Here is a 7,700-nt window from a genome sequence, read left to right as displayed (position 1 = left end):
TGCGCCTCGGACATGGTCCATCTGCTGATGTTCCAGCCAATCAGCCAACTCGCCCGAGATGTACCTCGACCCGTTGTCGCTGAGCAGGCGTGGCTTGTGCAGGACCGTCGCCTGATCACAACCCGAAGCCTGCAGCGCCAGATCCAGCGTGCGTTGGGTCGGGAGATGCGAGCCTTCGACCAGGCGAATGATCTCCAGTTTCTCAGATGCGGGGTACCTCATGCGTCGTCCTCCCCAGCCCCGAGCATGCTTTTTTTGATCAGCCGCAGCTCCAGGGCCTGTTCAGCGACGACCTCTTTCAAATCACGGGATTCCCGACGCAGGTCTTTGACTTCGGTCGACGTCGCAGCACGGGCCGTGTCACCCGCCAGGCGCTTCTTCCCAGCTTCGAGGAACTCCTTGGACCAGCTGTAGTAGAGGCTCTGCGCAATCCCCTCGCGGCGGCACAGTTCGGCAATACTGTCCTCGCCCCTTAGGCCGTCCAAGACGATCCCGATCTTCTCTTCCGCTGAATACTGCTTGCGCGTGGCGCGGCGGATGTCTTTGACAAACTTCTCGCCGTGGCTCTTGCGTGTTCTGGGTTTCTGTCTCATCTCCACTCCTTGGTGGTTACGATGTGCCAGAAACCCTCCCTTATCAAATCGACCTAAACTGTCCCATTAGCGCTGACGTCAAACAAGAGGAATTGATCGCAGAGCTCACGCTCAGCTTATGGGCCCTGGCGCCGATTTACGATACCGATGCCGGACCTCCAATTTGTATTCGACGAACTGGACAAGTTGAGCGGTGTTGTCGACCCTGATCCAACTGTGCGCATAGTCGCGGAACAGGACCAGCAGGCACTTCTTAGCGAACGCAATTGCGCTTATCAGTTGCATCGCCTTCTATCAGACATGAAGCGTGTGATTTCGTCTGCACCGGCAAGATTCATCTTTGTTGGTGGTCGCGCACTGCATGATGAATGGGTTCGCGACCAAAATCGCCTGAGGTCCTCTCAGCCTCTTCTCACTTCGATTTTCGATCATGAAATCTATTTGCCTTCGCTTTTGATAGATTTCTCGCGTGCGCGTTACGACAATGCGCTTGTCGGATATAGCAAGCATCCAAACAGAGCACTTGACCTCAGGATCAAGGAATTTCTAGTCAACACTTACTCGAGTTCAGTCAATTTTGAGGAAACGCTCATCGAGAGTCGCCATTGCCGTGGATCGGCCTTCCGAGAATGGGAAGTACCGCCATGCTCTATGCCGATCATATCGCGCGCCAGCGCGAACGTATGCCGATTTTGACCTAATCGACTCGCGCATGGGCAATACCATGCGGCGCAAGGACACAAATAGGAAAGCATTTGATGCTGACTGGGACGATCTGGGAGCGCTTGAAAAGCTCCAAGTATTATGGCGCGAAGAGTTCTTTGGCACCTTTATCGGATTTCTAGCCTATCGTTCAGCTGGATCTCCAAAGAAGCTGAACGAACTCTTGAGTGAAATGGTACGCCCCAGCGGGTCTTTGCTGGATCCACAGATCGAAAAGGATGCTCTTGTTCCCACATCGCGAGATGCGCTGGTGATCGATGAAAAGCTACTTTATCGCGTTCAGTTTATTAACTCTCTCTTCCGGCACATTGAGACCAGTTTTGGTGTGGATCTTCTGCAGCGCGACGATAAAATATCAATCAATCAATCATATTCATTTTTGATTTCTTGATGAAAATGCACAATCGGGCGTTTTCTTGGTCGTCAATCGAGCGATTGGACGAACTAGCGCATATTCACCGGGCCCCTGACCTCAGGCGATTGTTCGATGCCATCCTGAGCAACTCGGCAGAGCGTTATTTTCATAGAGTGCTCAACGGCCTTTTTGCTTTCCGCTTTCGATCTGAGTTAGCCATAGAAATCAAATACCTTTCGCGGATCTCGCAGGCCGAGATGGCAGCTCTGAACTTTACACTAGACGAGAGCCACGAGCTGAAAACGAAGTTCACAGAGATGCTGGAAAGTTCGGGCGAGACAAACGCCGATCTGATGACGGCGCTTGGTGAACTCTATGAATTCGACCAAGCTTACGACATCTCCCGCGACTACTACGAGCGCGCGCTGCAATCGATTGATCAAGAGTTCGAACGCTTGAACGGAGCCCTTCTGAGCTCTGACGATAAATTACAACAAGCCATCGAAGGTGTCATTCAATCCAACTTTTGGTCCAGTTACGCACAAGAATCGATGCTGGTCAAAGCCACAGATCTTGTGCGTTCGGAAAGGCCAAACCGGCCTCCCGCGCCGTTCATGCATGGTATTCTACTGCAATCGGAAGCGGCAAAAGACGCCATACGACTTAACTTACCGTGGGCGATAAGACGACTGCGCCTGATGCTGCAAGTCGGTCTGACCTACGAGCAGCAAGCGGATGAAGAGCGCGCGCAGGCGCAATACCATTCAGCATTTCTTTTCGGCAGTATGATTTAAAGACGGCGTTGGACCGGCATGAAACCGATCCTGCCCCCTTGTCACATGTCGTCAAGCACCTGCCATTGATCTTCCAACCAGTTTTTGCCGGCGCCTGGGTGGCTGAAAAGCTGGAGAACGGCGTTGATACCAGCCTTAGTATTGTCGAGCGCGAATTAAGTGCGCTTCGTACGACGCTTCCGTTCGTACGAGACGTGACTTCCACCGAAACCGAAAAGATGGAAAACCCGCACGATAGCGGACGTACGCGAGCGCGCGATGCGCGTTCGAACCACCTGTTGGTGATGGCCGAACTGCACAATAAGGCCGGGGACCTGCATTTCTTTAAGGGACGGGCGGCTTACAACATATCCGACAGCGGATTTCCAAAGCTTGTAACGAATAATCCTGATTGTCGGGAATCGGGTACAGAAGGATACCTCTTTAAAGCGCATTACAATTACGCTTTGGCGTTACACGAAGTAAGACGTTTTGTGTTCTATCGAGCAAATATGTCAGCACGACGTCTCAATATAAAAATGAGTGAAACCCCGATGCCACATGCCGAACGCGGTGACTGGAACACACTCGATGAAAAGAACCTCCCAACCTTTGTGTTGCAAACAGCTTATAGTTCAATAACCGATCTGACGGAAGTGACATTGGCACGTTTGCAATTGACCGGCTGGTCAGTTTGAAGGAGCTGGCTTATCCGGACGATATCGACGCTACGAAAACCCAACTAGGCGCGAGCGAGAAGCGATCCGACTTTCGAACCACGGATACTTCCGAGGTTGTCGCGGCGACGCTCGCATCGGAGCTTCGTTTGCTTATCACCGATATTGCCCTTCAAGCCAAAGCAACCTCATTCAAAACCAATCTAGGTCCCTATCTCATTGGGACGCAAACGTTAAGTGCTTACGAGACCAAACGGATCAGCTGTTATCGAAAGATCTTTTGGATGCAGTTGAAAGCTATCAACAGCACTTTAGCGCACAAATTAGCACATTTACGGGTCACCGACGCCACGCACGCGCCACGCTAATTTACTTGGTCACTCACCATAAGTATCCTGCCTTGGCAAATTTGACTGCGTTAAAAGCGCTGATTGATGACGCCTTTGTTATTGATGGGCTCGCTGCCAGCGAAGACCAAGAGGCGCGGCAAAGGCTCAGCGACGCCAGCCTCTGGCTCAAAGAGTTAATGGATGCCGAACGGCTGGTCGATGCGCCTATGCATTTCCCACCGTCGTATTTGGCCGACACACTTAGCTTGCAAGCATTGGTTCGCCACGAGGATAAACGGATTGCGAACCAGGCACGGAAATACCGCTGGCGTGCGGAACAGTCATTTACCATGGGGCGCCAGTACTACCAGAATATCTCACGCCTGATCTACCTATTCGATGACTTTAATGACCGCCGCCGGCACTCTGTCCAAGCGGGGCAGATGGGTGGTGCTGACGTTCTGGCACTCTATCGATACGCGCTCGACGACCGTGAAATCTAGTGACCAATTGCAAGCAATGCGTCTTGCTCGGCCAATCGTCATTCCCTGCGGTTGACGACTGATTTGAGCGTAAAGATTTCTTCACGGCCGAATTGATCAGCCTCATTTGCGTGGTCCAATTTGATTGTTGGTGCATGACTGGCCTTTGGTCCATCTGGACGATGGTTTCCGGCGCTGGCGGGCGATCCGCCCCGCAAAAACCTTGCGCGGCTGCCAGTCCATGATTGCGACTAAATTTATAAAGCCGCCAAACTGGCCTCGGGACTGAGCTTCTGACATGGGCGTTCGCAGGTCTCACAAAGCGTTTCGAGACGGTCTCATGTATGGTTGATCGCCACCCATGCCCGCTCCACATCTGATCCAACTTGGTGTGCCAAACTCATTTCCACCACTTCGCGCGCTGCATCTGCGACCTCAAGATCCTCGACCAGTTTCATTGTCAGCTTGCCGGATAGGGCCGCTTCAGAAACACCACACTCTCTACCACTCAGGGAAATAGTGCAGCCATCATCGAAAGAACCCAACGTCATGATAAACGTCGCAATTGCCTGCACAGCAAAGAAAAAGGCCGCGCAACGATACCAGGTAAAACCAATAAGATATGGTAGTGGCGGAGCGACAGGGATTCGAACCCTGGAGACGGTCTCCCGCCTACACACTTTCCAGGCGTGCGCCTTCGACCACTCGGCCACCGCTCCGTTCGCGCGGTGTAGCGCGCCAGGCACAAGTTATGCAAGGGAGAAAATAGCCTTTTGCATTTCAATCCGATCAGTCTTCGAGATGCAGATAGATCCGGCGGTTCATACGGCCCTTTTTCTCTGTTTTCCCAATGCGTAAACGGCCAATCTCACCCAGTTTTGCAACATGGGTGCCACCGCAAGGTTGCAGGTCCAAGGGATGGACGGCATCGCCGATCCGAATAAGGCGAATGCGCCCTGCGCCGCGCGGGGGCTGAACGGACATGGTTTTCACCAGATCAGGCTGCGCGTCGAGTTCGCTTTCAGTGATCCAGCTTTCACTTACAGATGCGTCCGTGGCGACCTTCTCGTTCAGCGCCTGTTCGATGGCCAATTTGTCCTCGGGAGGATCGGCCATGTCGAAATCTAATCGCCCCTTGTCAGCACTGATCGATCCACCGGTAACGCCAAATGGGATGACGACGGACAACAGATGCAACGCCGTGTGGATACGCATATGTCCATACCGTTTCTCCCAATCCAGAGTTTGCGTCACCTGCTGACCTAGCGGAGGCAACTCTGCTTCCGTCGAGGGCATCAGAACGATTGATCCGTCGGAGCCCTTTACAGTGGTCTTGATCAACAAAGAGCCGCCCGGCCAATCCAGCTTTCCACTGTCTCCCGGTTGCCCGCCTCCGGTCGGGTAGAAAACGGTGCGATCCAGAACCACACCACCTTCATTCGTGTGCGCCACAACCGACGCATCGGCGGATTTCAGATAAGGATCCGCCCGAAAAAGCATCTGGGTTGTCATGACTTGGCGTCCTTAAGGGCTTCGGGGTTGCGCAACCAGATGTCACGCTGGGCAAAGGGCACTTCGATGTCCTCCTTGGCGAAACGTTCCGCAATTTCATGGTTGATGTCATTCTTCACGGCCATGATCCAGTTCACATCCCGCAGGATCATGCGGATTTCGAATTCCAGGGAATCGGCCCCGAAATTGTTGAACAGGATCATCGGTTCCGGCTTGGACAGGACCATGGGTTGCGCGTTGGCGATCTCTTTCAGGATCGCCTCAACCCGGCGGGTATCCGTGCCATAGGCAACCCCAACTGAAACGATCAGGCGGCCAACTTTATTGCCCCGCGTATAATTTGTGACGGTGCCCGACACGAGATCCGCGTTCGGAACAATAACGTCAGTCCGGTCGAAGGTTTCGATGCGCGTGGCCCGCACGGAAATATCGCGAACATAGCCCATCTGTCCGCCCACTTCGATCCAGTCGCCTTCCGAAATCGGGCGCTCGATCAAGAGAATTATGCCTGAAACAAAGTTGGAGACGATGGTTTGCAGGCCAAAGCCAATCCCCACCGAAAGCGCTCCGGCCACAATGGCAAGTGAAGACAGATCAAGCCCTGCCCCTGTAACCGCCAAAAGGGCAGCCAGGAAAATACCGATGTATCCCAACCCTGATACGATGGCATTCTGGCCGCCAATATCCATCTTGGTCTTGGGCAGTACGTTGACGCGAATGGTGCTTTGAACGAGCCGGGTGATCGAATAACCAACGACAAAGATGACTGCAAACGTGACAAAGTCACCGGGCGAAATCCGCGTGTCTCCGATCTCGAAGCCGCGGCTGAAGTTGGCCCAAAGCTCGGTCAGATCCGCAACCCGTGCGCCCCAGGCCAGCGCCAGCAGCGGCATCGACAGCAGGACGAGAACAAACCCCGTTATGACAGGGATAAGCGCCTCCCGGGCCTCGGGACCTTGCTTGGTTATCAGGCAGTACACATCTGCAAAAAATCTTTGCAGCGTCAGCATAAAACTCAAAATGAGCACGCTTATGACCGTGGGGAAAAGGAGCGCGCTGCCCGCTTCGCCGTAACCGATTGCGGCCATGATCGGAGAGACCACGGAGACGACCATCATCGCGGTGCCGAAGCCGCGCAATACCCGCGCCAACCCGCCGCCGCGAGGGGTCTCTTCTCCGGCCTGTTCGGTGCTTACAACGTAACCGCGCAAGATCCGCCCCATACCGCCAAGGACAAGTGCTATCAGCACAATGAATGGAAAACTCAAAACTGCTTCCGTTGCCGGGCCGGAGACGCCGGTTTCCAACAGCAGTTCAATGACGCCGGTTGATACGAAGAACACTGACAACAGCAAAACATAGAGCCGTTGAGCCCGACGTTTTTCGGGCGGCAACTGGATCAGGGCAATGTCATCGAACCGTGAAAACAGCCTCTCGGCCAACCATCTGAACCACAAAAGGACAAAGGCAAAGAAAGGCAGGAACTTCAGGAACAGATCCATCGTCTCGCCAATCATGCCGGTCATGCGAATGGCATATGTCAGGATGAAAAAGCCTGTCAGCGGCAGGAAGATGCGCAACAAAGAGACCAAAAAACCCCAAACCCCGGTACCACGTCCACCCCATTCTCTGAGGTAGTTGAGCCAGATACCGGCCCAGGTCCGCCCTCGGATGATCAGCGCCAGGGCGATACCGATCAGCAGCAGGATCAGCGGGAGTTTTTCCTGAAACGCCTTTCGCAAATCCGGATCTCGAAAAGCCGCAACCTCATCGGAGCCTGGCTTGAGAATGTTGAAGAATTCGTCTGCGGCAACCGGCCAGTTTGCCGGGTTTAGCGGTGATGGTCCCAAAGACAGCAACCTGCGCGCCTGCCTGTCGCGGATGATTGCATCAATTTCGCGCACCAGACCGTCCGCGCGTCGAAAGGCTTCTTCGGCAACGCGCACCGGTTCAAGAAGCCGTTCCAATTGGGCATCGAGTTCCGTGCGCCGCGCCCTGATTTCTATGGATTCTTCGCTATTTTCAGGCACTGGCCCCAAAGCTTCGATCTGCTTGCGCAGCGTCGCAATGCGCTCGGCATTGACCTGACTGGCCGCCGAGAAATCGCTGCGATACACAGCGACCTCCGCCCGCAACCGCTCCAAACGCTCGTTGCTTGCAATGTTACGGTCAATGGCAGTTTCCGCCAGCTCAGCGACATTCTCCCATGCCTTGAACGTCGCCTCGATGTCGGTTTTGTCTGCATCCTGCGCCATA

At 54.0% G+C, this 7,700-nt stretch carries 8 protein-coding genes, 1 tRNA gene and 1 pseudogene; 5 read left to right on the top strand and 5 right to left on the bottom strand.

All coding sequences use genetic code 11. From position 1 onward, the window contains the following. Positions 1-141: 141 nt before the first annotated feature. A pseudogene (locus tag ACOTTU_RS07855) lies at positions 142-593 on the bottom strand (transposase); the annotation flags it as partial. 147 nt (positions 594-740) lie between these two features. On the opposite strand from ACOTTU_RS07855, the gene ACOTTU_RS07850 reads away from it, so the two are divergent. From ACOTTU_RS07850 to ACOTTU_RS07830, 5 genes are all read left to right on the top strand, one after another. Beyond that, complete coding sequence (locus ACOTTU_RS07850) at positions 741-1,289, top strand: hypothetical protein (protein ID WP_425657133.1); 549 nt, start codon at positions 741-743, stop codon at positions 1,287-1,289. A gap of 16 nt (positions 1,290-1,305) precedes the next feature. Next, positions 1,306-1,707 carry a hypothetical protein gene (locus tag ACOTTU_RS07845; protein WP_425657132.1) on the top strand — a complete coding sequence of 134 codons (402 nt, stop codon included), beginning with the start codon at positions 1,306-1,308 and terminating at the stop codon, positions 1,705-1,707. After that, positions 1,707-2,465 (top strand): hypothetical protein, encoded by a 759-nt coding sequence (locus ACOTTU_RS07840; protein WP_425657130.1) that lies wholly within the window; start codon positions 1,707-1,709, stop codon positions 2,463-2,465. Before ACOTTU_RS07845 ends, ACOTTU_RS07840 begins: the two co-directional genes overlap by 1 nt. Positions 2,466-2,473: 8 nt before the next feature. After that, on the top strand, positions 2,474-3,142 hold the full coding sequence (locus ACOTTU_RS07835; protein WP_425657128.1) for a hypothetical protein: 669 nt from the start codon (positions 2,474-2,476) through the stop codon (positions 3,140-3,142). 259 nt (positions 3,143-3,401) lie between these two features. After that, the gene (locus ACOTTU_RS07830) at positions 3,402-3,953 is read left to right on the top strand and encodes a hypothetical protein (RefSeq protein WP_425657127.1); all 552 of its coding nucleotides are present in this window, start codon (positions 3,402-3,404) and stop codon (positions 3,951-3,953) included. Between the two features lie 317 nt (positions 3,954-4,270). Here ACOTTU_RS07830 and ACOTTU_RS07825 read toward each other — a convergent pair whose 3' ends face one another. From ACOTTU_RS07825 to ACOTTU_RS07810, 4 genes are all read right to left on the bottom strand, one after another. Next, positions 4,271-4,483, bottom strand: coding sequence for a hypothetical protein (locus tag ACOTTU_RS07825; protein WP_425657125.1), 213 nt, complete (start codon positions 4,481-4,483; stop codon positions 4,271-4,273). A gap of 78 nt (positions 4,484-4,561) precedes the next feature. Then, positions 4,562-4,651: transfer RNA gene (locus tag ACOTTU_RS07820), tRNA-Ser, on the bottom strand. Between the two features lie 70 nt (positions 4,652-4,721). Next, complete coding sequence (locus ACOTTU_RS07815; RefSeq protein ID WP_425657124.1) at positions 4,722-5,444, bottom strand: alanyl-tRNA editing protein; 723 nt, start codon at positions 5,442-5,444, stop codon at positions 4,722-4,724. Further along, positions 5,441-7,699: a DUF3772 domain-containing protein gene (locus ACOTTU_RS07810; protein WP_425657122.1), complete on the bottom strand. Its 2,259-nt coding sequence runs from the start codon at positions 7,697-7,699 to the stop codon at positions 5,441-5,443. Before ACOTTU_RS07810 ends, ACOTTU_RS07815 begins: the two co-directional genes overlap by 4 nt. Position 7,700: the final 1 nt, after the last annotated feature.

This window comes from Roseobacter sp. EG26 (assembly GCF_049830555.1).
Classification (GTDB): Bacteria; Pseudomonadota; Alphaproteobacteria; order Rhodobacterales; family Rhodobacteraceae; genus Roseobacter.
The sequence above is the reverse complement of the archived record's forward strand: the minus strand, read 5'-3'. Positions and strand labels throughout refer to the sequence as shown.